Origin of the sequence: Rudanella lutea DSM 19387 (genome assembly GCF_000383955.1) — a bacterium.
GTDB classification, from domain to species: domain Bacteria; phylum Bacteroidota; class Bacteroidia; order Cytophagales; family Spirosomataceae; genus Rudanella; species Rudanella lutea.
In genome coordinates this window covers 4,370,580-4,393,443 of record NZ_KB913013.1, presented here as the reverse complement: position 1 = coordinate 4,393,443, position 22,864 = coordinate 4,370,580, and the positions used below count along the sequence as shown (strand labels likewise).

Below are 22,864 nucleotides of genomic sequence, written 5' to 3'. Positions count from 1 at the left end.
ACTGGCGTCTCTACGTATTTTAACCCAATAACAGCGATTCGGCTCCGTCGATCCAGATGGGTGTACCCGTAATATGACTCGCCCGGTCGGAGGCCAGAAACAAGACTAAATCGGCAACTTGCTCGCTCGTACCCGGCTTGCCATCGGTTAGGGGGATTTTACCCTCCGGAAACTCGGCGGGCTCTTTTACCCGTTCGAGATCGCGGTGTTCGGTATTCTCTTCAATATTAGTCTCGATAGCCCCCGGACAAACTACATTGACCCGAATCTTGTGCTTGGCCAGTTCGAGGGCGATCATCTGGGTGAAGGCCACCTGCGCGGCCTTGGTTGACGAGTAGGCTGTGGCACCCGTATTCGTAAAAATACGCGTTCCGTTGACCGATGCCGTGACGATGATGGAGCCTTTGCCAGCCTGCTTGAGAAGCCGCAAGGCGTGCTTGACCGTCAGAAACGTACCGGTCAGGTTAATATCAATTGTTTTCTGCCATTCGTCGAGTTCAATTTCGTCGAGCGGGGCCCAAACTCCGTTAATGCCCGCGTTGGCAAACACAATGTCGAGTCGGCCGTAGCTTTTTTCAACCTGCTCGTACAACGCCTTCATATCGGGTTCTTTCGAAATATCGGCGGCAACGGCGATGGCCTCACCCCCCGCCTGTTCGATTTCGGCAACAGTCTGTTTTATTTCGTCGTCCGAACGACTCACGGCCACCACCTTTGCCCCTTCGCGGGCCAGTCGTAGGGCGGCCGCTTTACCAATCCCCGATCCGGCACCCGTAATTACGGCTACCCGGCCTTCCAGTTCTTTTTCTTGTGCCATAACGCTGATTATGTGTGCACTTACTTTACCAGCGAACAGGCCCGATTGTTCAGGAGAACCAGTTGGTGTTCCGTTGCATCACCAGATGCAGCGGTTTTTTGGGGCGTAACGTAATAAGTGGCTGCGGAACCGGTGGGGTTTCGGGACGTTGCAGTGTAAAGTCGCGAAGTAACAGCCCGAGCAGAATCTGCATCTCCATCAGGGCAAACTGATTACCAATGCAAAGCCGGGGACCGCCCCCAAACGGCAGGTACGCGTACGGATGCCGCTCTTTTTCGCGTCCGGCCGCAAACCGGTCAGGATCGAACCGGTCGGGGTTGTCCCAATGGCGTGGGTCGCGGTGCAACACGTAGGGCGATACCAGCACCGTAGCGCCCGCCGGAACCCGATGCGGGCCGAGCTGATCGTCGGTAACGGCCATACGGCTCATAGCCCAGGCCGGTGGGTACAACCGCAGCGATTCCTGAATAACCTGCAGCGTGTACGTCAGCGACCGGAAGGCATCGGCACCTGGCACCCGGTCGGTACCGAGTTTCTCCCGAATTTCGGTCTGCACACGGGCCTGTATGTCGGGGTGCGTAGCCAGCAGAGAGAGTGTCCAGGCCATTGATACGGCCGTTGTTTCGTGCCCGGCCGTGAACAGGGTCACGCACTCGTCGCGCAGTTGCGTATCCGACATTACGGCCCCGGTTTCTTCATCGACGGCATGGAGCAGCATATCGAGCAGGTCATCGCGCGACTCGCCCGTTTGGCGTCGGGTGGCAATAAACCCGTAAATCAGGGTATCGACCAGCGCGCTTGCCTTCCTGAACCGGACATTGTTGGGCGTGGGCCACGAACGCGGCACCTTAACAGGCGTCAGCAGCATCTGATTAGCCAGGTAATTGAGCGTTTCGAGCGAGTGCGAAAGCCCCTCGGTTCGGCCCGTGCCCGATACAGTTGTGTACTCCGTGCCAAACAGCGTTTTGCACACAATCCGCATGGTCACGTCCATGAGTGACTGCGACACATTGACCGGCCCACCGGGATTAGCCTCTACACCCACCCTCAACTCATCCACCCAACCCACGGCCTCCTCTACCATCGTTTGGGCCAGCATGGCCAATTTCTGCCGGTGAAACGCAGGTTGGGCCAGTCGCCGTTGCCGACGCCAGAAATCGCCATCACTCGTGAGCAGGCCTTCGCCCAGAAACCGTTTGAGTATCAGAAAGGCAGGCGACCGCACGTAGTTCCGGTTGTTTTCCTGAAACACGTACTTCACATCTTCGGGGCGGAGCGCCACAAACTGCTTTCGGCCGCCAATGGCAATACGCACCACCCGCTCGTATTGCTGCGAGAGCCGGGAAAACATCGCCAGCGGATTGCGGGCAAACTCAAGGGTGTTGCCCACCACGGGCCAACCCGGGTGTACGGGTGTGGAGGTTTCGGATGCTACCATGACTATCGGAGAGAGGTTCCGTAAAGATAGGGCGATCCGGCTACTGTCCGGCATTCAGGCTCTTCATCACCGAGAGCAATGTCTGGCATTTCATCTCGGTCTCTTTCCACTCTTTTTGCGGGTCGGAGTCTTCGGTCAGGCCAGCACCGGCAAATAGGGTTGCCTGGCTGCCTTCTACCTTCATGCACCGAATATGCACGAACAGATTGCTTTCGGTACCCTCGGTGGCGCCATCGGGCGTCATGTTGACCGGCCCCAGAAAACCACTGTAAAATTCACGGTCGTAGCCCTCGTGTTCGTTGATGAAGTTGAACGCGGCTGTGCGCGGCATCCCGCACACAGCCGAGGTTGGGTGCAACAGCCGGATCATCACGGTGCCCAGTTGCCCGTAGCGCACGGCCTGCGTGTCTACCGTAAAATGGCTGCCCAGGTGCATCAGATTCCCCGCCAGAATGGTCTTGGGACCTTCTTCGAGGTACTCCCGCAAACGGATTTTCTTAAAGCACTCAATGATGTAGCGGCTCACCAGGGCCTGCTCCTCAATTTCTTTCTGTGCCCACAGAGCCTCCGAAGTGCGCTTAAGCCGCCCCCCGGCATCGTAGGCTGACTGAGTGCCGGCCAGTGAAATGGTACGAAATATACCGGCCGCATCCACGCTTACCAGCCGTTCGGGGCTGGCACTGATCCAGACCTGCCGCCGGTCGGGGAGCCATACAGCCGCAACAAATGCGGTTGGGTAGGCTACGCACAGTTGGTCGAACAGGGCCACGGCATCGGGCTCTTCGTTGAACCAGACCGATTTGGTACGCGATAGCACCACTTTCCGGAATACGCCCTGCTGCATCGCCGAGACAGCCTCTTCTACACTCTGCTCGAAACGCTGTTGGGCTACGCTGTTGATTTGGTCGGCCGCCGAGTCGTCGACCATCTGGGCTACGGGGCGGCCGGTTGGTCGGTAGGCCTGCACCTGCCCGATGAGTTCTTCGGCCCGGCGCGAGGTTACGGGCCCGGCGAGTTCCCAGCCACGACCCGCCTGCTTCACGTGCAGGTCAGCGCGCAGGAACGGAGCCTCAAACGGCGCACCGGTGCCATAGTCAAAATTGTTGAACGGGCTCATTACAAACCCGGCGGGTAGTTCTTCCAGATCGACCGACACCATAGCGGGCGTCGGGTCGAGGTGAACGATCAGGTGTTTTTCGGTCTGATTGGGTAGCCGCCACAGCGCAGCCGGATAACCAGCCTGCCGGGCTACCTCCCACCAGGCTGTCGCGGTGGGCTGCGCGAAGTCTGGCCGAATATCCATTGCCTCTACTTGCATAATCAACGGACCGACGACCAACAGAGTCAGCCGGTTAAGAGGATAACAGTTTGTGCACCGAAAAAGTCACGGCACGGGCAAAATCAATGCGTTGGGTGCAGTTCTATCCCAATTCGGTACAAATAATTGACGCGGAGCCCCTAAATCAATGAAAAAGATACCATCTGTCAGAAAAGCCCGTCGGCCATCTACAGCATCACATATATTGATCCGAATTCTACCGCAAGCCATTCACAATTAAGACCTTACCCCCATGCGTTTTATCATCTACTTCGTCCGGATTCGTAATACCTGCCGACTGATCGTGTATTCCTACCCCTGACCAGGGGTATCCTGGACCCGTTCGGATCGCGTCTGCTTTTCTCTTTCCTCAAAACCAATACCTCTATGGCTATCGATTGCTCAGCCGACCCCATCGGGTCGCTTAAACAGATGTTCGTCGACAAGACAATGGGCCCGCGGATTCTGGCGGGCCAGCAACCCGTCCGACGGGCGGTTTTTTTGCGCCCGCACGGCGTTGCATACGGCACATTTACCGTTAACCCCGACTTGCCCGATACGCTCAAAATCGGGGTTTTCAGCTACCCCTCATTTGCGTGCTGGGTGCGGTTTTCGTCCGATACTCTACCCCTACTGCCCGATCAGGGTACTACGCTGGGCCTGTCGATCAAGCTAATTGATGTGCCCGGCCGCAAGTTGCTCCCCGGCGAAGAAGACGCCACCACACAGGATTTTACCCTCCAGTTCATCGACCGGTTTTTTGTGCCAAACGCGACTGAAATGTGCGCGTTCACCCAAGCTGGGGTGGTGGGGCACAATTACGATACCTACCTGAATTCGCACCCGGTTACGCAGGCGATCCTGAACGAGATGGACAAGTCGTTTCCCGATGTGCTGGCCACGCCCTACTGGAGTTGTCTTCCTTATGCTTTTGGCGAAGGCGAATACGTGAAATACAAGGTAACGGCTTCGGTTGCCGACCAGCCGGGCGACGTACCGACCAACAACCCCAACTACCTCCATGACCGCCTGCGTGGCCGATTGCTGGAGCAGCCTGTCACGCTGACGTTTTCGGTGCAGTTTCGGCGCAACCCGGCCACCATGCCCCTCGACGATGCCACTGTGGCCTGGAGCGAGCAGGAGTCGCCCCCGGTTCCGGTCGCTACCATCACGCTGCCGGTACAGGACATCGACGCCCCCGGTCAGGCGGCTTTCGGCGAAAACCTGGCGTTTAATTCATGGCACGCCCTGCCCGAACACGCCCCAGTGGGTAGTCTCAACGAGGTTCGAAAGGTGGTGTATCAGGCCTCGGCCGAACTCCGGCGCTACCTCAACGGCGTACCCGTTGGCGAACCTACGGTCAACCGGCCACCCCATCCGCCGTCCAACGTGATTCCGCAACCGGCTTCGAAGTAAACTCTTTCCTAAACCAACACGTAACGATGTCTTCTATTGACCAGACAATTGTGCGGGCGGCTATCTACCCCGCCATTGGCGTTGCCCGCGTAGGCAACAGCCCCGATTCGTATTTCATTGGCCCCGAGGTACTGGCCCCCGCCCGGCAGCCCGCAGCCTTCTACAAAGACCGGCGTGGAGCACTCAAACGGCAGGCCGCCCGGTTTCGGGTATTTGGCCTCAACGCGCAGGGGCAGGTGGTGCAGGAGCTGAACGCGTCGAATGCCTCCATCACCTGGACGGCCCATGTGGCCAATAAAAAAGCAGCCTGGTACGAGTTCGACGTGGCTATGGATATTCCGCAGGCCAAGCCCGTACCGCTTCGTAACGCCAATTTTCAGGGCAGCGACCGGCAGCAGCTGATTATTGATCCGGGGCCCGTGTCGATCACCGGCACCAACGAAAGCGGCCCGCAATATGCGTTTGACAAAGGGCAGTTTTTGGGTGAATCGGTGTATCTGGGCGAGCTACGCACCGACGAAACGGGCCACTTGCTGTTCCTGGGCGGGCATGGCGTATCGAACACGCCCTACCCCGGCAACACCCCTACGACCTTTGCCAACAACAACGGCTGGCACGACGACACCTCCGACGGTCCGGTGGACGCCATGGTGACGTATGAGGGCCAGAACCTACCCGTTGAAGGGGCCTGGGTTGTGTGCGGACCGCCCAATTACGCACCTGACATTATCTCGGTGCAGACCATGTACGATGTGGTGGCCGACGCCATCAGCGGGTATTTCAACACGCCCACAACCACGCGTCCCTCGTTTCAGCACGATATTCTGCCCATTCTGGATCAATTCAGCCAAAATCAGTGGGTTAATCAGGGCTTTTTTGTGGCCTACGGACACGGACAGGCCTACGATTTCACCCAGCCCGGCCTGCTGCACAAACTATCGACGATCACGACGGATGCCGATGGCAACGTAACCGACGATTACCGGGAGTACCGCCGACAGATTTTCAATTACTTCCGCTCGCCCAAATCAACTCAGATTGAGCCTCAGCGGTGGCCCTGGATGTACGGTGACAATATGAACGTGCCAGCCTCGACACCCAATGCCTACTTCACGCTCACCAAAACCCTGTATGGCTACCTGACCAGTTGGGTAAACGGAAACTTTACGCCCGACTGGGACCCGAATTACCAGCCCCCCCAATCCCTGGCGGACGTCAGTACTCCGCAGCAACAAGCCGACACCCTGACCAAAGCCGCACTTTGGTACTGCCTCGGTGGCCCGTTCCACCCCGGTTGCGAAATGACCTGGCCCATGCGACAGGTAGGCATGTACAGTGGCCCGTTTCGGATTCGTCGGCGGCCGGCCAACTACCCCGAGCCCGACTACGGCCCGCTGCTCTCGCCCGATTTGTTGAGCGATGTATTCACCACGCCACCCGGTATTTTCTGGAACGGCCCCGGCGACCTGACCCGCTGGATGGCCTGCCCCTGGCAGAGCGACACCGCCAGCTGCCGGGCCGGGTACGAATCGCAGTACGATCCGCTGGTGCCGACGTTCTGGCCCGCCCGCGTACCCAACACGGTTCTGAAACAGGCTGATTACGACGTGGTCATGGACACAGCCCGCGACCGATCAGAGCGGCTCGACGCGTTCAATCGTCGGGCCAGCTGGTACCGGATTCTCGGCCCTGGTTACCTCGATGCGCTGGTCAATATGGTCGACAAGTTCGGCGATCTGGGCGTGATTGGCCACCAACCGGGCCTGCCCGACGATCCTGATTTTCCGCCTGCGATGTACGTGGAGTCGCCCCCGTTTGCGCCGGGCGAAACACCCGATGCGGGGGTACTCATGGCCGATCACATAGACGCAATCCGGAAAAACCTGGCCGACGAAGCCACCCAAATTCCCGACGATCAGGGGTTGTACGTAGGTCGGGTAGGTCGGGCCGCCCGGCGGAGATAGCCATGCTGTACGATGTACTGATTGTGGGTGGTGGCCCCGCCGGAGCCGCGTCGGCGAGCCTGCTCAGCCGGGCGGGCCTGTCGGTTGGGCTGGTGTACGACCCAGGCGGACCATTATTTGCCGGAGGGGAGAGCCTCGCCCCTTCGGCAAAACCCATGCTGGTCGAACTCGGGGCGTGGGCGGCTTTTCAGGCCGACGCGCACCGGGTTTGTTATGGCAACACATCGGCCTGGGGCAGCAGCCACCTGGCCGATCGGTCGTTTATTCACTCGCCCTTCGGCAATGGCTGGCACCTCGACCGGCCCCGGTTCGACGACTGTTTACGACAAGTGGCCCGGCAGGCTGGTGCCACCTTGCTGCCGACACGGATCACGAAAATTGCCCGGCAGCAGACCGGTTGGCTCGTTATGCCCGACGACCCCGCCCAAAGCCCCCTGACCGCCCGCTTCCTGATCGACGCGAGTGGGCGCCGGGCGTTGGTAGGCCGGGCGTTGGGCATTCCGATTGAGCACCACGACCGGCAGGTTGCATTTATGGGTTGGTTTACGATTGCCAACGGCACCCCACCCGACGAAGAGGGTACTACTCTGATTGAGTCGGTGGCCGACGGGTGGTTTCATACGGCCCTGCTGCCTACCGGAAAGCGCGTGGTTTCGTTTTTCACCGACGGTCACCTCCCGGCCAGTAAGCTGGCTAAAACACCAGCCGGGTTCAGCACGCTGGTTCGGCAAACTACCCACATAGCCGAGCGGCTCCACCGATACGGGTATCAACTTCAGGGGCCACCCGTAGCCGCCGATGCCCGGAGCGGCCGGCTGGCCCAGGCTACTGGGTCGGGTTGGCTGGCCGTGGGCGATGCCGCCCTTCGGTTCGATCCGTTGTCGGCACAAGGGGTCCTGAGCGCCCTCTACACGGGTATTCTGGGAGCCAAAGCCATATTAAGCGAGCGAGCCGGCGCAGACGCCCTTCCATCGTATGCGCGCGCCCTCCACCACCTGTACGAGGCCTTTCTGACCAACCAAACCATGTATTACCGGCAGGAACAGCGTTGGCCATCGGCCCCTTTCTGGCAGGCACGGCTCAACGCTGATTCCGCAGTTATCAACCACCTACAATCATAACCGTAAGGCGGCTCACGCAAACCGAGCGCCCTTGCTCATCGCGGATACGAATGTCCCAAACGTGTGTGGTACGGCCCAGGTGAATAGGCGTACACCGGCCGTACACCCACCCATCGCGCACGGCCCGCAGGTGGTTGGCGTTGATCTCCAGCCCGACAGCCCGTTGTTTGGCGGGGTCGTCGAGCAGCATAAACGAGGCCGTACTCCCGAGCGATTCGGCCAGTACTACCGAGGCCCCGCCGTGCAGAATCCCGAAGGGCTGATGCGTGCGACCATCCACGGGCATACGGGCTTCGAGGTAGCCCTCACCAGCCTCTGTAAACTCAATACCAAGATGTTTGACCATGGAATCGGTGTGGGCGAACTGCAACGAACTCAGATCAAATCCAGCTTTCATAATGCGATTGGTTTTGTGTAATTTTGCACCCGATTTGACCATAGAGTTTATGGTTTTGGACACGTCATTGCCCACGTTTCAGCAGGGTACGACCGCCCCCAAAACCATAAGCCATAAACTACTGACGGGCGCTTGGGACATAAAAGTATTTATATAATTCGGCACGGCGAAACGGACTACAACCGTCGGGGAGTAGTACAAGGCAGCGGGGTCGACGCCGATTTGAATGATATGGGCCGCGCACAGGCACAAGCCTTTTTCGCGGCTTACCAGCATGTTCCGTTCAGCAAAGTGTACATATCGGCCCTGAAACGGACGCTTCAGACCGCCCAGCCGTTTATTGATCTTGGCATTCCGTACGAACGACACACGGGCCTCAACGAGATCAGCTGGGGCATTATGGAAGGCAAAGTGCCGGGCAACGTTGACGATGAATACTACCGCGACCTGACCGAGAGCTGGTCGTCGGGCAACACAGCCCGCTCAACCGAAGGGGGCGAAAGCCCGGAGCAGGTTCGGGACCGGCAGAAGCCCGTAATTGATCTGATTCTGTCGCGCCGGGACGAAAATCCGGTTCTGATCGCCATGCACGGGCGGGCCATGCGGATTCTGCTCTCCTGGCTCATGAACGAGCCCCTTTCGCAAATGGACAATTACGAGCACAGCAACCTCTGCCTGTACAAACTGGACTACGATTACGAAACCGGGCAGTTTACCATCGAACTGGCCAATAACACCGCCCACCTTATTTCGTTGGTCATGGCGTAGAAAAGGAGAAAGGAGGAAAGGGAGAAGGGACAAAGAAAATGAGTAACTTATAGCACGCTCATTTCTTTGTCCCTTCTCCTTTTTTCCCTTCTTCCCTCCTTCCCTCCCTTCCTTCCTTTTCTCCTTTCTTCCCCGTTTCCTCCCTTTCGTCCTTTTCTGCCGGGGTTTTTGCGTAGATGTCCTATCTTCGCTTATTGACCCTTAAAGGGACACACCCGAAAAAGGGACATACTGAGATGGGTTATCCGAAACATAAGATATATTGGTTTTGCCAGATATTTGGCTGGACACTCGTCATCATGATCGAGTGGCTGGCCTTTTGGCTGGATGATGGCTACAACCCAGATACGATCTATCTGGCGTTGGCTAACATCGTACTGGGCATTTCGCTGACACACGCCTACCGGCATGTGATCCGGCGCTGGAACTGGGTTCGCCTACCGTTTTTCCGGCTCGCCCCCCGCGTACTCCTGTCAGTGCTGGTACTGGCGAGTATCATGACGTTTGTGAATCTACCTTTCGACCGCACGCTTTACCCCGAACTCTTTATTAATGAGCCGGTTGTTTTGTTCGGCTACCTCATGAGCTGGGGCAAAACCATGTTTGCGTGGGTGCTGAGTTACACAGCCTATCACTACGTGGAGCGAACCCGCGATGCCGAGATCGAAAAGCTGCTCCTTAAAACAAGCATCCGCGAAACCGAAGCCAAAGTGCTGCGTTCGCAAATGAACCCGCACTTTATCTTCAACGCCCTCAACAGCATTCGGGCGCTGGTGTACGAAGACCCCACGAAGGCGCAGCAGGGTATCACGCAGCTATCCAACATTTTGCGCAACTCCCTCCTGGCCGACCGGCGTAAAACCGTCGAACTTCGCGAAGAAATCAAGACCGTAGAGGATTATCTGGCGCTGGAGAAAATTCGGTACGAAGACCGGCTCAACGCCCATATCGACCTCGATATGCGGACACTGTATTGGCAGGTGCCCCCCATGATGCTCCAGACCCTGGTCGAAAACGCCATTAAACACGGGGTTCAGAAGGCCGTGGGCGGTGGTTTTGTAGAAGTTACCTCCTGGCTCGAAGCCGATGCCAAAGACCACGACCTACTGCACATCCGTATCCGCAACACGGGGGTTCTGGGCGACAAAGAAGCTTCGGACGGCTTCGGTCTGAAAAATACCGCCCAGCGGCTCGACCTGCTGTATGGCTCACCCGCCAGCTTCCATATCGTGCAGGAAAAAGAAGATGTTGTTTGCGCTGAGATTGTCATTCCCAGCCAGTCAGACACCATTTTCCGCAAGAATGACACCAAAAACATAACCTCTCAGGCCGCCTGAAACCCGGTGCGACCCGGTAAGTTGTTGTCGTACCCTATGACAACGGCCTGAATCTGAACTTGATTATCTGACAAATACCAACCATGCGAACCCTGATTGTTGATGACGAACGTTTAGCGCGGAATGAGTTGCGCCGACTGCTTGAGAACTTCCCCAAAATTGACATTGTGGGTGAAGCGGCCAATGCCGACGAAGCCCTGCCCCTGATCGAGGATCTTCAGCCCGACCTATTGTTTCTGGATATCCAGATGCCGGGCAAAAATGGCTTCGAGCTGCTACAGGCTATCGAAGGCAAAGCCCCCGATGTGGTGTTTACAACGGCCTACGACGAGTACGCTATCAAAGCGTTTGAGTTCAACGCGCTCGACTACCTGCTCAAACCCATCGAGCTGAACCGGCTTACGGAGGCTATTCACCGGGTTGAAGAAGAATTGCAGAGTCACCCAACCGAGGCCCCGCGCCCAAGTTCGGAGCCCGGCACAAAAATTCTGGGCGAAAACGATCAGGTGTTTGTGAAAGACGGCGAGAAATGCTGGTTCGTTAAACTGGGCAAAGTGCGGCTTTTTGAGTCGATGGGCAACTATGTCCGGCTTTACTTCGACGATCAGAAACCCCTCGTACTCAAGTCGTTGAATGCCCTCGAAGACCGACTCGATGCGGCTACGTTCTTCCGCGCTAACCGCAAGCACATCATCAACCTCAACTGGATCGAGAAAATCGAACCCTGGTTTAGCGGGGGCTTGCTGGTGACCCTGCGGGGGGGCGACAAAATTGAAATCAGCCGCCGACAGGCTATTCGATTCAAGGATTTACTAAGTTTGTAAGAACGCTGGCGCGGTCGGTTTGGCCGCGCCGGTGCTTCTGTCCATGCGCATCCCTATTTTCGGTTTCTTTTTTGGCCTGCTAACAACCCTTTGGTGCTGCAACCAATCGGACGATGGGTCGACAACTACACTCAAACCTATTACCTACGAATACACCGGCGAGGGCCGGTGCGACACGGCTAAGAACCGGGGGGTAAAGGTATCGGCAGAGTATTTCGAACTGGTGGGTACGTCGCCCGCCACCCGAAGCATCAACGACTCTCTGCGGGCGATGGTGGCTACGGGCATCATCAACTGGGTCGATAGTACGGCATTGGCGCAGACACCCGCTGCCCGTACCGATCTGGGCAAAGGGGCCGCCCTATTCTGGGAGAGCTACCGGCAAATGGGCGAAGAAGGCCGTATGTTTGGCGGCTGCTGGGAACTGGAAATTCACTGTGATTCGATCTACAGCAGCCCCGAAATTCTGACCGTTCGGCAGGCCACGTTTACCTACTCAGGCGGTGCCCACCCCAATACCCAAACGACACTGCAAAGTTTTGACCGGCGCACCGGCCATGCCCTCAAGCTGACCGAAGTGGTGTCGGACACAACAGCCTTGCTCCCGCTGGTCGAACGGGCGTTTCGGCGACAACAGGAGATTCCGGCCAATGGGGACCTCGAAGCCGCTGGCTACTTCCTGCGCGATGGGCAGTTCTTTCTGCCCGGTACGTTCGGCATAGGCCGCGAAGGGCTCATTTTTCTGTACAATCCCTACGAAATTGCGGCTTACGCAGTCGGACCTATTGAGCTGACGGTGCCTTACGCTCAGCTGAAAGCGCTTTTGCGGAAAGAAAAGTAGTGTACGCCCATGACGCCCCAACAGCCCAACAACCCTCTGCACGGCAAAACTCTCGAAGCAATTCTGAACGAGCTGGTCGACTATTACGGCTGGGATGAACTCGGCGACCGCATTCGGATCAACTGCTTTCAGAGCAACCCCAGCATTAAATCGAGCCTTACGTTTCTGCGTAAAACGCCCTGGGCCCGGCAAAAAGTTGAAGACCTGTACGTTCGGATGCTCCGACGCCGGTAGTTGCCCCAACTTTATTTACCAACGGCCTTAAAGGCCCAATTGGCTACCGGGCTTCTACGTAAAACAGAAGGTCGCGCCAGGTATCTACATCCGGGTAGCCATTGGTACCGGGCAGAATCTGAACTCGTTGGCTAAAATCGGCTGGAAAATGAGCCGACGCGAGCGCCTGGGCATTGGCAGGGTGCGTAAAATCCTGACGGGGATCGGCGGAGACGGGCGGGAACAGACCGTTACCATCGCGCCGGATAGCATGACCCGCTGCATACTTCCCCGTGTAGTGATTGGCTAAGGTAAAGCCACAATCGAGCCCCATCTGGTCGAGCATTACCAGAAACGCATAGCGTTTACCCGGCTGTAGCCAGATCGGTTTGGCATCGGCAAACACAAAGCGCAAATACCGACCTTTCAGGCTGGGATGATCGGGCGGGACAGGCACGTCGGCCGAGGCAAAGCCAAAGGCCACTTTATCCGGGAAAACAGCCCCCGAAAACACCCCCAGCGACCGGTACTCCTCGCCCACCAGATAGTCGTCTCGTTCGGCAGGGATGGGCAAGGCGGGCCGATTGTGCGGAAACCCGTGAAACGCGTTCGTTGCCCCTTCGGAGCCGTTGGTGTGCCGTATGGGTTCGCCGGTCACTTCAAACAGTTGCAGCGATATGCCTCGGCCATACATGCCTGCACGAACCACGTTGGTTCCGTATCCGGTCGACACCGTGATGGCGGTCAACTGTCGGGCCACGGGCCCAGCATACGTAAACGTCTGCCCCAGATCCCGATCCCGTTTGATGTAGGGTATTTCACGGCCATCGGGCGTAAAATATCCCCACGGCTCTGCCTTGTACGGCGATGTTCCCGACCATTTGTAGCTATTCTCCCCATCGAACGCGACGGATGTATTGCCCCCGGTATCGTAACCGTCATACGAAGCCACGACGTTGGCAGTGGGTGGTTGCGCTACGACAGACACCTTCAAATTCGGTATCTGACCAAAGCCAACCGTCGACCAGACCAACAGGAAGCACAAGCAGATTCTTCGGAAGACATATTTAGTATTCATACCTGAATGCAGAATGAAAAATGCACAATGGACAACGACTTATTTATTTGATTATCAGTCTATTATTTATTTATTCTACATTATGCATTACCCATTTTATTTCGACTCCGTTCATAGTACTTGCCATACCCCGTAGACACTAACCCCCAGAATAGCCAATACGCTGAGCCAGAGCCAGAGATCGTAGGCCCGCGAGGGCTGCAAACTCGGCGGCAATTGCCGATACCGAAACTGAAGGGCCGCCCAAACAACCACCAGCAACAGCACCGAGGTAGCAACACCACCCAGCAGAATCATCAGCACAGGCAGTTTGATAAACAGGTACAACACACACCACAGCGCCGGGAACGCCCACGACAACTGCGCCACGGCGCGGGTGCGGGCCTGTGGGTTAGTAAAGTTCAGCCAGCCCAGTTCGCCAAACGCATCGGCAAAGATCCGCGACCAACTGGCCGTAGCCGTGAAAAGAGTCGAATACAGAACAAAGAAAGCCCCCACCATAAACGCTACCCGCGCCCCATCGCCGAGGGTGGCCGTAAACAACCGCGACAACGTCTCGACCATGGCGTAGCCTTCGGGCACTTGCCCCTCCTGCGCGTGCAGCAACGAGGCCCCCAACAGGTAAAACGCAGCCGTTACGGTAGTGTACACGACCATGGAGCAAAGGGCGTCGAAGGTCATGACCCGAATCCAGCCACGGGCCCGCTCGGTCCACTCCGCCGAGTCGTCGCGGGGGCCGGTATAAGCCGCGTACCCTTTTTCGATACACCAGTAATTGTAGTACATGATTTCGTCGCCCCCGACGCCCGTAATCCCGAAAGCCGCCAGGGCTACGCCCACCGTTTCGGGCGGTAGCGAAAACGACAATCCACTGGCCAGATCGGCTCCGCTGATGGCGAAAGCCGTTTGCTGGAGCAAAAACAACGACAACAGAATTAGACTGGTAAACAGCAGAATCATTACGAGCGAACCCGACTCAACCCAGCCGTAGCGACCGGTGGCAATAAGCCCGGCCGCCGACCCCGCCGAAATCACCGCCCATGACCAGACTGGCAGCCCCGGCCACGCCATGTGCAGCACCAGTGCCACGCCCCCGACAATACCGCCCACCTGCAATACCTTGAGCGTTTGTAAACTCAGCCAGAGCCAGATAGTCCAGTTGGCCTGCCCCAACCGTGGGCCGGGCAACCGATTCATCGACTGCATGGTGGGCACGCCGGTGTAAATGGCGTTTTTGCCAAACTCAAGCTGTAAGGCCACCTTCACAAAGCAGCTCACCAGAATCACCCAAAATGTGATAAAACCGGCTTTTGCCCCCAGCGCCGTGGTGGCAATCAGTTCGCCCGAGCCCACAATAGCGGCCGACATGATGAAGCCGGGGCCGAGGTGACGAAGGCTTTTCAGAAACGTAGGGGGGGCATCCCGCACACGTTCGGGCGTGAGGGTGTACAGGTCGGAGGGCGGAGTTGCGATCAAGGGAGTAGGCGTTTACCCGTAAAGCCTAAACTCGCCGTGACATAATCAGATCGGGGCCCGATTTACAGGCGCTCGCCTAAAGCACCAGAGCGGGCAACCAGAACACGGCATCGCCAAGCCAGCGGTAGCGCTCGTGTTTGCTGTAATAGCCCGGATACCGTTGGATCACGTACAGCACCACGCTCATGATCCCCAGCATCAGGGCCGACCGTTGCGCAAACCGCAAACCGCCCCCTACGCTGCCGTTGTCGGCCATGAGGCATATACCAAACGCAGCCGCCACCACGCCAAACGTGAGCCAGCGCAGAATTTGGTCGCAGGCCATCGACCCCCAGGCCGTAGCGAGAGAATAGGGCCGGGCACCCGTGTACGGTTCAGTTTGTTCGAACAGATCGAAAAGGAGCAGATTCTGAAACGCGATGGCCGTAAACATGAGTCCTTCGGTCCACTCGACGGCCGAAATCGACGCTCGTTGCGCCCACACGCTCCCCCACACACCGGCCGAAAACAGAATAGCCACCAGCGGCTCTTTGAGCAGGAGCGCCGGGTGCCGGGTCGGCAACCGAAACACGGCCAGCACGTAGCCGGCACAAATACCACCGAGAACCAATCCGAATTTCCAGACCGGTTTAGGCAGAAAAAAAACCAGAATACCCGCCAGCAGGGCTGCCCCCGCAACTATCTGCCCCAATAGGTTAGCATGCGTACGGTGAAACGTATGCCGGGGTGTTTGCGGGCCACTCGCTTTGCGTACATCCAGCAAACGATCGACGGTGTAGATAATCCAGACCACCAGCGCCAGCACAACGGACGTAGCCCAATGAATAGGCACTACGTCGGAGAGCCGGGCCGCCATCCGGTTCGACAACACAGCCCCCAGTACCACAGGCAGGCTCAGATAATTAAAGGTATAAAGTGGTCTCAATCGGTTGTAAGTGAATGTACAATGAATAATGCACAACTGAAAACAATTTATTCCCTTGACTGTCAGATTGTTTATCCATTCTACACTGTACATTATTCATTAAATAGTACTTCGTTCTGAGCGGGTAATCCGGCTCGCTACAGTCGGGCCTCCAGATGTTCGATCACCGACACCAGATCGCCTACCCGCACAACACCGCCCGCACCGGGCTGGAGCACCGCGTTTTGCCCAAACAAAATCTTATGGTCGATCTGGCGATAGGTAGCCAGCGTTCGGAGGGGCTCGTTGCCTTTCTGCGCGGTTTCGGGGTCAATCGTCGTCATGGTGCAGCGAACGCAGGGCTTCACCCCAAAAAACGATACGTCGCCCACCCGAAAATGCCCCCAGCCGTCCTCATCGTGCGGGCCTGCCGTACCCGATACAACCAGATTGGGTCGAAACCGGCTCATACTGACCGGCTCCGCCAGCCGTCGGTTCAACTCATTCAGCGACTCGGCACTTGCCACCAGATACGGAAACCCGTCGGCAAAGCTAACCGCCGGTGGATGACTCTGGTGGCGAGGAACCCGATAACCTGAGGAAACGGGCCGGGTAACCGTGTCAGGCATATACACCAACTGACATACCGTGCCGAGCATCTGACTAAACCAGGCGTCGGCCTCGGGGCTCACCAATTGTCCTTCAAACGGGGCGCTGTCCCATACCTGTACCGATACGGTGCCGCCCCCGGCTGCGGGGGTCAGGGGCACAGTCAGTACCGAGCCCGGTTGGTGCCGGTGGTTAATCTGGAGCGTTTCGCCCGGTCCGAAAGCCACGTCGAGCAAAGCTATGTTGGGGTATTGCCGCTGCGTCATCATCCGGCCTATCGGCAGCCCGTCGACCCGTTTCGGCTCTACGAGCATAAACCGGCGGTCGTGCCGGAAACCCCGTTCTTCGACCGTCGCTTCGGTCACCGAAATACCCGTCAGCGATTTTACCGGGTACAGCACCAGTTGAGAAAGTCTCATACACGCGAAGGGTTAAAAACTCATGCGCGGCAACGGGCTTACGTCCTGCCCCACAAAGTCCGACTGGTCAAATTTAAACTTGGCCGCCATAGCAATCATAGCGGCATTATCGGTACAGTACTCAAAGGCCGGGATAAAAACCCGCCAACCCAATTCCTGGCCGGTTTTTTGCAGAGTCTCCCGCAGCCCACTATTGGCCGACACCCCGCCCGCAATGGCAATGTCGCGGATGCCGGTTTCGCGGGCCGCCCGCTTGAGCTTGGTCAGCAGCATCTGCACGAGCGTGTGCTGGATACTGGCGCAAATGTCGGGCAGGTTTTGGTCGATAAACTGGGGATTGTTTTTGGTCTGATCGCGCAGAAAATACAGGATAGCCGTTTTGATACCACTAAACGAGAAATCGAGACCGGGCATTTCGGCGAGCGGAAACCGAAACGCCAGCGGGTTACCCTGCCGGGCGTACCGGTCGATGAGCGGCCCGCCCGGATACGGCAGGTTGAGCAACTTCGCCGATTTGTCGAAGGCTTCGCCCACGGCATCGTCCTGCGTTTGGCCAATCACTTCCATATCGAGCGGAGCCCGCACCAGTACAATCTGGGTATGGCCCCCGCTCACGGTGAGGCACAAAAACGGAAACGCCGGATTGGTATCGCCGATAAAATGGGCCAATACGTGCGCCTGCATGTGGTTTACCTCGATAAGCGGGATGTTGAGCCCGAGAGCGAGCGCCTTGGCAAACGAAGCCCCCACCAGCAGCGAACCCAAAAGGCCCGGTCCGCGCGTAAAGGCAATGGCATCCAGTGCGGTTTTCGGTATCTTTGCATCGGCAAGGGCCCGCTCCACCACCGGCACGATGTGTTGTTGGTGGGCACGCGAAGCCAATTCCGGAACAACACCGCCGTATTGTTCGTGGATGAGTTGCGCGGCAATGACATTCGAGCGAATCTGGTTGTCCACCAGAACAGCCGCCGACGTCTCGTCGCAGGAAGATTCGATTGCTAGTAAATTCACCGGACAAAAATACAAGTTACCGTTCAATCGGTTGCGCACCAGCAATGGGCGCTTTTGCGTTTAGAATGTAGTTTTGTGTAGCAACACCCCTTTTTTAGGCATATCCATTAAACAAAGGAGGGTCAAATCCATCTAAAGTCCATCGGTCGGACACCCAGCTTCCTCAGCGAATGCGTGATTTCTTCGCCATACTTGTCAAATCAATCGGCTACGCCCTGATGGCGGTAGTGGCTTTGGTATTGACCGTGGCGATTGGGTTGCAGATTCCGGCAGTACAAACGAAGGCCGTGCGTCAGTTGGCTGGGTGGGTGTCGGCCAAGATGCAGTTTCCGATTGATATTCAGCACGTTTCGATCAAATGGTTCGATTCGATGGTGCTCGAAGGCGTCACCGTCAAAGACCGGCAGCAACGCCCCATGATCGACGTGGAACGGCTGGAAGTGAACTACAACCTGCGCAACCTCATCGACTCGTCGGCGCACAACATTCACCTGGATGAGGTGCTGCTGTATCAGCCCGATGTACGGCTGGTGAAAAACCCACGCACCGGCGACCTCAACATCGACGAATTTATTGCCCGCATTGGCGAGTTGCTCGCGGCCGACACCACCCAGCCCCAAAAGCCCGACAACAATGTGCCGTTTACGATTGGCCGGGCTACCGTGGCCGATGGATCGTTTCAGTTCGATGATCCCCGGCAGGCCCGGATGAACGACCGGCGGTACTTCGACTACTACCACTTTCGGCTCGAACGCATCAACGGCAACGTTCGCAACTTTCTGGCCCTCGGCGACACCATCGCCCTCGACATCAGCAACCTCAAAACCGTCGACCGCGATTCGCGATTGCGGGTACACAAGCTGAACACGCAGTTTTTGTGGTGCGCCAAAAAGATGGAAATGAACGATTTATACGCCCGCATCAACGAGTCGACGGTGCGCGAACAAATTGTGTTTCTGTACGATAGTCCTTCAGCCTTCGGCGATTTCAACCGGGAAGTAACCATGATCGGGCGGCTCCGCAACAGTCTCGTTACCTCCGCCGATCTGGGGTATTTTTCGGAGTACCTGCGGAACCTGCGCGAAACCTGGGCCCTCACTACCGACTTTGTGGGCACGGTCGATAATTTCAAGCTCCGGCGTACCGACCTCCGCTTCGGGCCCGGCCTTCGGAGCCGGTTAGCGGGCAATATCGGATTCAAAAATCTGCCCCGCACCGACAACATCATCACCGATTTTGACTTTACGCCTTCGGAGGTGAACATGGCTGATATTCGGCAGTATTACCCCGACAAGGCCTTTAACGACGTGGTGCAGCAACTGGGCACCGTTACGTTTGCGGCTACGTTTGCCGGGCTGTTCGACGATTTCAAAACAGCCGGTACCTTCCGTACGGCTCTCGGCAACGTTACGGGCGATCTGAAGCTGAAGCTGGGCGAGCAGTCGGCACAGACCACCTACACCGCCAACCTACGGGGCGAAAACTTTGCGCTCGGTAAACTTATCAATCAGCCCGATCTGATTGGGCAACTCGACGGGCAAGGTCGCATTACGGGCCGGGGTGGCCTCGACCTCACCAAAGCCTCCGTCGACATCGACGGCAAGCTGACCCGGTTCGGCTTTCAGGGCTACGACTACCGTAACTTTACGGTACGCGGCAATCTTCAGAAAGCCTTTTTCCACGGGCAGGTAAGCCTACGCGACCCAAACCTGAGTTTCGACCTCGACGGCGAGAGTGACCTGGGCAGTCCCCGTAATCATTTCGACATCCGGGGCGCGGTGCAACACGCCAACCTGCGTGCTCTGGGCTACACCAGCGACACCCTCACGGTCAGCACCGAGCTGGACGTAATCATGGACGGCAACACGATTGATCAGCTCGAAGGGCGGGCCAATTTCCGCAACGCCATGCTGGTACTCAACCGGCGCCCCCTCAACATCGACACGCTACAGGTGCTGTCGGCGATTCAGCCCAACGGTCGCCTGCTGACGGTCGATTCGGATTTTCTGACGGCCGAGCTACGGGGTAATTTCCTCCCCAATCAAACCGTCAACGACCTGACCACGCTCGCCAAAGAGTACGCCCTCTACTTTACGGGCGACCTCAACACCCGGCAGGCCTACTACTACCGCAAGCTCAACCGGGCCAAAACCGGCCCCTCAGACCGGTACGATATTCAGTACCGATTCGCGACCCGCAATCTGCAACCCCTGCTCGATTTTGCCCTGCCTTCGGTACGGGTAGCGCAGGGTACCACGGTGGAAGGCCGTTTCTCGGTCGACCGGACAGCCCTGCTCACCGCCAACGTACAAACCGACTCGCTCCGGATCGGCGACATTCGGCTGGGTGCGAGCGAAGTGGACCTGACCACGTCGAAGTTTGTCGATAATCAGGAGGTACTGGCCTCGGTAGTAGCCACGTCGCAAAAACAGGCCCTGGGTAGCCTTGCCCCAACCGAGAATCTGCTGATTGAAGCCGCCTGGGACGTAGATCACATCGACTTTTCGAGCAGTGTGCAGCAACAGAACAGCACCAACCGGGCCGACCTGAACGGAGAACTTCGGTTCAGCGGCAACGCGCTCGATCTGATGTTTCACAACTCGAAAGTTCGGGTTCTCGACAGCACCTGGACCGTCAGCCCCGATGGTCTGGTGCGGAAAGTCGGGCGCAACTACACCCTTACTGACCTCATGCTCTCGCACAGCGATCAGCGCGTGATGGCCTCGGGTCGGGTTGGCACCGATACAGCCGCCGTGCTTCGGATTCAGGCCGATAACTTCCTGCTCGAAACCCTCAACCCGCTCCTGAATACCCGGCTGGCGGGTACGCTCGACGGCACCGCCAAGATCCGCAACGTGTACCAGACCCCGATCGTGGAGAGCAACCTGACCGTAGACCGGCTGCGGTACGACGATTTTCTGATTGGTAACGTCAACGGCCTGGGGGTGTATGACCCAAGCGGTCAGCGAATCAACATCGACGCCCGGCTCAACCGGGATGGAGTCGATGCGCTCACCTTGCGGGGCAGTTATACACCCGTCAACACCGACGAGGCTTTTGATCTGAAAGCTGTGTTTACCAATGCCGACCTGCGCGTGCTCGAACCGTTCACCGAGGGGCTGTTTTCCAATATTGGCGGCACGGCAAGCGGCACCATCGACCTCACCGGGCCGGCTACAGCACCCGTGTTGAAAGGGGCACTGGACGTCCAGAAAGGCCGCCTGACGATGGATTACCTCAAAGCCGAAGCGACCTTCGACGACCGGGTGTATTTCGGTGATGGCGAGATTATTGCCCGTCGGCTCACCTTGCGCGACCCGCTCGGCAACATCATGAACCTCCGGGGCGGGGTGTACCACGATCAGTTTCGGTATTTTCAGCTGCGGTTCGATGCCGACCTGCGCAATTTCCGGATCATGAACACCGCGGCCAAGGATAACGACCTGTTTTACGGAGCCGCCTTTGCCACCGGGAAAGCGGAACTGTACGGCCCCATCGACAACCTGACTATTCGGGCTGATGTGACCAGCAACAAAGGAACCCGCATCTACATTCCGCTCGATCAGGCCACCTCCGTATCGTCGGCCGAAGACGACTTCGTCCAGTTTGTCGACCGCACGCCAGTATCGACCACGGCGGTCAGCACCAGTAACGCCCTCGCCAACATCGACAAAGCCGAGCCGACCCTCGATCTGTCGGGCATCAAAATGGACTTCAACTTCGATATTACGCCCGATGCGTACTGCGAAATCCAGCTCGACCGCCAAACCGGCGACATCATCAAGTCGAACGGGGCGGGCCGAATCAACATGCAGATCGACACAAAAGGGGCGTTTTCCATGACGGGCAACTACGAGATTCAGCAGGGCGAATACACCTTTACGTTCGAAAACGTGATCAACAAGCGGTTCCAGATTCGGCCCAACAGCCGCATCACCTGGACCGGCGACCCCTACCGGGCGTTGCTTAACGTGTCGGCCGCTTATACGCAGTACACCTCCCTGCAACCCCTGCTCACGAGCCTGTATAATGGGGCCTCGTCGGGCGCCAGCCGCAACCCCGACGGCAACCGGCGGTACCCCGTCGATCTGATTATCAATCTGGATGGCGAGTTGCAGTCGCCCGCTGTTACGTACGATCTCGAGGTGAAAGAGTACCCGGCTTCGTCGGACTTCCGGCAGGCCGTCACGGCATTCGAAGCCCGCTTGCAGGCCAACGAACAGGAACTGACCCGGCAGGTGAGCAGCGTGTTGCTGTTCAGCCAACTACTACCCGAAGGTTCGAGCCTGTTTGATCAGGGCAATGTAAACAGCGGTTTGGCTAATAGCGTGGGCGAACTGCTTTCTAACCAGATAAGCCGCATTGCTTCAAACATCGACAAAAATCTGGACGTGGGCGTGTCGTTTGGCGGCTTTACGAGCAACACCAACAACGAAAACCTGCTGAATAACCTGCAACTCCGGTTCTCGTACCGGTTCCTCAACGACCGGTTTCGCATCAGCCGTGATGGTGGTTTTACATACGGACAGAATGGGGCGGGCCAAACGCAAACCAGCGCGGCCAGTTTGCTCGGCGAGTGGACCCTCGAATACTGGGTAACGCCCGACGGTCGGTTCCGGGCCAAGATGTACAACCGCAACCAGCAGAACGTGCTGAGCCAGGCCACCACCAACAGTACCCTCACCACGGGCGGGGGCATCAGTCTGCAATACACTCGTACGTTCAACCGGTTGTTTGGCGGCTCCCGTAAACCCGCCCCGGGCGTATCGGTGCCCAATGCCGGGCAAACGCCCAAAGCCGACCCCGCTGGCGAGCCTCTGCCGGGCCTGTCACTTCCGGTAACCCGAAATCCGGTTTCGTCGGGTCGGCGAAGCGTGTCGGTTCAGCTGGAGAAGTCATCGCTGGATCGGTAA

The 22,864-nt window shown here is 57.6% G+C and carries 18 protein-coding genes; 9 read left to right on the top strand and 9 right to left on the bottom strand.

Annotated elements, in window-relative coordinates:
• Nucleotides 1–19: 19 nt before the first annotated feature.
• Genes RUDLU_RS0118225 through RUDLU_RS0118215 form a run of 3 tightly spaced genes read right to left on the bottom strand, consistent with a single transcriptional unit; the run spans nt 20 to nt 3,558 of the window.
• Nucleotides 20–817 (bottom strand): SDR family oxidoreductase, encoded by a 798-nt coding sequence (locus RUDLU_RS0118225; RefSeq protein WP_019989848.1) that lies wholly within the window; start codon nt 815–817, stop codon nt 20–22.
• A gap of 49 nt (nt 818–866) precedes the next feature.
• On the bottom strand, nt 867–2,255 hold the full coding sequence (locus RUDLU_RS0118220; RefSeq protein ID WP_019989847.1) for a cytochrome P450: 1,389 nt from the start codon (nt 2,253–2,255) through the stop codon (nt 867–869).
• Between the two features lie 40 nt (nt 2,256–2,295).
• Nucleotides 2,296–3,558 carry a chorismate-binding protein gene (locus RUDLU_RS0118215; protein WP_027303188.1) on the bottom strand — a complete coding sequence of 421 codons (1,263 nt, stop codon included), beginning with the start codon at nt 3,556–3,558 and terminating at the stop codon, nt 2,296–2,298.
• Between the two features lie 402 nt (nt 3,559–3,960).
• Here RUDLU_RS0118215 and RUDLU_RS0118210 point away from each other — a divergent pair, with 402 nt between their 5' ends.
• From RUDLU_RS0118210 to RUDLU_RS27720, 3 genes are read left to right on the top strand one after another with little or no spacing between them, the layout of a single operon-like run.
• Nucleotides 3,961–4,989 (top strand): catalase family protein, encoded by a 1,029-nt coding sequence (locus RUDLU_RS0118210; protein ID WP_019989845.1) that lies wholly within the window; start codon nt 3,961–3,963, stop codon nt 4,987–4,989.
• Nucleotides 4,990–5,015: 26 nt separating this feature from the next.
• Nucleotides 5,016–6,953 carry a LodA/GoxA family CTQ-dependent oxidase gene (locus tag RUDLU_RS27725; protein WP_019989844.1) on the top strand — a complete coding sequence of 646 codons (1,938 nt, stop codon included), beginning with the start codon at nt 5,016–5,018 and terminating at the stop codon, nt 6,951–6,953.
• 2 nt (nt 6,954–6,955) lie between these two features.
• Nucleotides 6,956–8,074 (top strand): tryptophan 7-halogenase, encoded by a 1,119-nt coding sequence (locus tag RUDLU_RS27720; RefSeq protein ID WP_019989843.1) that lies wholly within the window; start codon nt 6,956–6,958, stop codon nt 8,072–8,074.
• On the opposite strand, the gene RUDLU_RS0118195 is transcribed toward RUDLU_RS27720, so the two are convergent.
• The gene (locus tag RUDLU_RS0118195; protein WP_027303187.1) at nt 8,055–8,471 is read right to left on the bottom strand and encodes a hotdog fold thioesterase; all 417 of its coding nucleotides are present in this window, start codon (nt 8,469–8,471) and stop codon (nt 8,055–8,057) included. The genes RUDLU_RS27720 and RUDLU_RS0118195 overlap by 20 nt on opposite strands.
• A gap of 132 nt (nt 8,472–8,603) precedes the next feature.
• Between RUDLU_RS0118195 and RUDLU_RS0118190 the strand changes: the two genes are divergently transcribed.
• From RUDLU_RS0118190 to RUDLU_RS0118170, 5 genes are all read left to right on the top strand, one after another.
• Complete coding sequence (locus tag RUDLU_RS0118190) at nt 8,604–9,239, top strand: histidine phosphatase family protein (protein ID WP_019989841.1); 636 nt, start codon at nt 8,604–8,606, stop codon at nt 9,237–9,239.
• A gap of 299 nt (nt 9,240–9,538) precedes the next feature.
• Entirely contained in the window at nt 9,539–10,576 is a 1,038-nt protein-coding gene (locus RUDLU_RS0118185; protein ID WP_019989840.1) for a sensor histidine kinase, read from the top strand.
• 83 nt (nt 10,577–10,659) lie between these two features.
• A complete protein-coding gene (locus tag RUDLU_RS0118180) occupies nt 10,660–11,400 on the top strand; it encodes a LytR/AlgR family response regulator transcription factor (RefSeq protein ID WP_019989839.1) in 741 nt (246 codons plus the stop codon).
• Nucleotides 11,401–11,443: 43 nt separating this feature from the next.
• Nucleotides 11,444–12,241 carry a DUF3298 and DUF4163 domain-containing protein gene (locus RUDLU_RS0118175; RefSeq protein WP_044130544.1) on the top strand — a complete coding sequence of 266 codons (798 nt, stop codon included), beginning with the start codon at nt 11,444–11,446 and terminating at the stop codon, nt 12,239–12,241.
• Between the two features lie 9 nt (nt 12,242–12,250).
• On the top strand, nt 12,251–12,475 hold the full coding sequence (locus RUDLU_RS0118170) for a VF530 family protein (protein ID WP_019989837.1): 225 nt from the start codon (nt 12,251–12,253) through the stop codon (nt 12,473–12,475).
• A 43-nt stretch (nt 12,476–12,518) separates the two neighbouring features.
• Here RUDLU_RS0118170 and RUDLU_RS0118165 read toward each other — a convergent pair whose 3' ends face one another.
• The 5 genes from RUDLU_RS0118165 to tsaD all read right to left on the bottom strand — a co-directional run bounded on the left by RUDLU_RS0118165 (nt 12,519) and on the right by tsaD (nt 17,951).
• Entirely contained in the window at nt 12,519–13,442 is a 924-nt protein-coding gene (locus RUDLU_RS0118165; protein ID WP_211220217.1) for a hypothetical protein, read from the bottom strand.
• A gap of 201 nt (nt 13,443–13,643) precedes the next feature.
• The gene (locus RUDLU_RS0118160; RefSeq protein ID WP_019989835.1) at nt 13,644–15,008 is read right to left on the bottom strand and encodes an Nramp family divalent metal transporter; all 1,365 of its coding nucleotides are present in this window, start codon (nt 15,006–15,008) and stop codon (nt 13,644–13,646) included.
• Between the two features lie 76 nt (nt 15,009–15,084).
• Nucleotides 15,085–15,933 carry a UbiA prenyltransferase family protein gene (locus tag RUDLU_RS0118155; protein ID WP_019989834.1) on the bottom strand — a complete coding sequence of 283 codons (849 nt, stop codon included), beginning with the start codon at nt 15,931–15,933 and terminating at the stop codon, nt 15,085–15,087.
• Between the two features lie 137 nt (nt 15,934–16,070).
• Nucleotides 16,071–16,940, bottom strand: a complete 870-nt coding sequence (locus tag RUDLU_RS0118150) for an MOSC domain-containing protein (RefSeq protein WP_019989833.1) — start codon at nt 16,938–16,940, stop codon at nt 16,071–16,073.
• 12 nt (nt 16,941–16,952) lie between these two features.
• Nucleotides 16,953–17,951: a tRNA (adenosine(37)-N6)-threonylcarbamoyltransferase complex transferase subunit TsaD gene (tsaD, locus tag RUDLU_RS0118145; protein ID WP_027303185.1), complete on the bottom strand. Its 999-nt coding sequence runs from the start codon at nt 17,949–17,951 to the stop codon at nt 16,953–16,955.
• A gap of 170 nt (nt 17,952–18,121) precedes the next feature.
• On the opposite strand from tsaD, the gene RUDLU_RS0118140 reads away from it, so the two are divergent.
• Nucleotides 18,122–22,864 carry a translocation/assembly module TamB domain-containing protein gene (locus RUDLU_RS0118140; protein WP_019989831.1) on the top strand — a complete coding sequence of 1,581 codons (4,743 nt, stop codon included), beginning with the start codon at nt 18,122–18,124 and terminating at the stop codon, nt 22,862–22,864.

Excerpts from the sequence above, each read along its gene's own strand:
- RUDLU_RS0118180 (WP_019989839.1), top strand. The coding sequence starts at position 10,660 with ATGCGAACCCTGATTGTTGATGACGAACGTTTAGCGCGGAATGAGTTG.
- RUDLU_RS0118225 (WP_019989848.1), bottom strand. The coding sequence starts at position 817 with ATGGCACAAGAAAAAGAACTGGAAGGCCGGGTAGCCGTAATTACGGGT.
- RUDLU_RS0118220 (WP_019989847.1), bottom strand. The coding sequence starts at position 2,255 with ATGGTAGCATCCGAAACCTCCACACCCGTACACCCGGGTTGGCCCGTG.
- RUDLU_RS27720 (WP_019989843.1), top strand. The coding sequence starts at position 6,956 with ATGCTGTACGATGTACTGATTGTGGGTGGTGGCCCCGCCGGAGCCGCG.
- RUDLU_RS0118195 (WP_027303187.1), bottom strand. The coding sequence starts at position 8,471 with ATGAAAGCTGGATTTGATCTGAGTTCGTTGCAGTTCGCCCACACCGAT.
- RUDLU_RS0118215 (WP_027303188.1), bottom strand. The coding sequence starts at position 3,558 with ATGGATATTCGGCCAGACTTCGCGCAGCCCACCGCGACAGCCTGGTGG.
- RUDLU_RS0118175 (WP_044130544.1), top strand. The coding sequence starts at position 11,444 with ATGCGCATCCCTATTTTCGGTTTCTTTTTTGGCCTGCTAACAACCCTT.
- RUDLU_RS0118210 (WP_019989845.1), top strand. The coding sequence starts at position 3,961 with ATGGCTATCGATTGCTCAGCCGACCCCATCGGGTCGCTTAAACAGATG.
- RUDLU_RS0118140 (WP_019989831.1), top strand. The coding sequence starts at position 18,122 with ATGCGTGATTTCTTCGCCATACTTGTCAAATCAATCGGCTACGCCCTG.
- RUDLU_RS0118150 (WP_019989833.1), bottom strand. The coding sequence starts at position 16,940 with ATGAGACTTTCTCAACTGGTGCTGTACCCGGTAAAATCGCTGACGGGT.
- RUDLU_RS0118185 (WP_019989840.1), top strand. The coding sequence starts at position 9,539 with ATGATCGAGTGGCTGGCCTTTTGGCTGGATGATGGCTACAACCCAGAT.
- RUDLU_RS27725 (WP_019989844.1), top strand. The coding sequence starts at position 5,016 with ATGTCTTCTATTGACCAGACAATTGTGCGGGCGGCTATCTACCCCGCC.
- RUDLU_RS0118170 (WP_019989837.1), top strand. The coding sequence starts at position 12,251 with ATGACGCCCCAACAGCCCAACAACCCTCTGCACGGCAAAACTCTCGAA.